Raw genomic sequence first — 849 nt, 5'->3', positions numbered from 1 at the left:
AGTTTACGCTTTCCGAGTATTCGACCCCAAATACCAAAAAGAGTTTGGAAAACTAAGAAAAATAAAGGTAGACCGATCAAAATATCTGTGACAAGATACCAGCAAGAACGTTGTTTTGCTTGGTATCAACGCAAATACCGTCGTTTAGCTGTTCGCTGGGAACGTCGAAAAGTATATTTTGATGCATTTCTTGATCTTGCTACTATTCATATTTGGATTCAAAGAATTTTATTAGTGGGATAGGTTCTTGAGTTAAAACGCACTTTAATCGTTTGCAGCCCATTTATTTGACAGACAGGGGCGCTCCGACGATCGAAGTGTCGTACTGATTTTCAAGATCCGTCCATCCTTCGGGTGGCGTTTGACCAATTTGGGGGAAGAATTCGTCGATTCCGGAGCACTTCATTACTTGCAGCGATAATGACTGCCATCAACTGCCTGAATCAACTGATGCATTTCCCGGAACTGAGGACATTGGTAATTCCCATATTCCATGAGTATGACAGGGGCATTGAGTCTCCCTTGATAGCGATCGCGTTGGGAAGGTGGAACAAAAAGTTGATTAAAATTACTTACTATCTTGATTCATCGATACTGTATCAAAAAGGGTTTCTCACAGCATCAAGGTATTGGCATGACCGAAGAGGCAGGGGAGCAGGGAGCAGGGAGCAGGGAGCAAGGGAGAAAGATACTACAATTCCCCTGCGGCAAGGGTTTCAGAGTAAATAAATTTATTTATGCTCAAGGGAGAAATATTTATTTCGAGATGCATAGCACAAGAAATAATACGTCCTTAGTTCAGCAGCCCTACATTTATGTATGGGGTTCTCCCCCCTGCTCCCCGCCCCC

The 849-nt window shown here is 43.1% G+C and carries 2 protein-coding genes and 1 pseudogene; 2 read left to right on the top strand and 1 reads right to left on the bottom strand.

All coding sequences use genetic code 11. From position 1 onward, the window contains the following. Positions 1 to 243, top strand: a pseudogene (locus F8R90_RS33115) (transposase); the annotation flags it as partial. Between the two features lie 40 nt (positions 244 to 283). Here F8R90_RS33115 and F8R90_RS33545 read toward each other — a convergent pair. Continuing rightward, positions 284 to 406 (bottom strand): hypothetical protein, encoded by a 123-nt coding sequence (locus tag F8R90_RS33545; protein WP_269141792.1) that lies wholly within the window; start codon positions 404 to 406, stop codon positions 284 to 286. 14 nt (positions 407 to 420) lie between these two features. Between F8R90_RS33545 and F8R90_RS33110 the strand changes: the two genes are divergently transcribed. Further along, positions 421 to 729, top strand: a complete 309-nt coding sequence (locus tag F8R90_RS33110) for a hypothetical protein (RefSeq protein WP_230966773.1) — start codon at positions 421 to 423, stop codon at positions 727 to 729. Positions 730 to 849: the final 120 nt, after the last annotated feature.

Source organism: Nostoc sp. NZL (genome assembly GCF_015714705.1).
Classification (GTDB): Bacteria; Cyanobacteriota; Cyanobacteriia; order Cyanobacteriales; family Nostocaceae; genus Nostoc; species Nostoc foliaceum_A.
This window is presented reverse-complemented; position numbering and strand designations above follow the sequence as displayed.

Excerpts from the sequence above, each read along its gene's own strand:
- F8R90_RS33110 (WP_230966773.1), top strand. The coding sequence starts at position 421 with ATGACTGCCATCAACTGCCTGAATCAACTGATGCATTTCCCGGAACTG.
- F8R90_RS33545 (WP_269141792.1), bottom strand. The coding sequence starts at position 406 with ATGAAGTGCTCCGGAATCGACGAATTCTTCCCCCAAATTGGTCAAACG.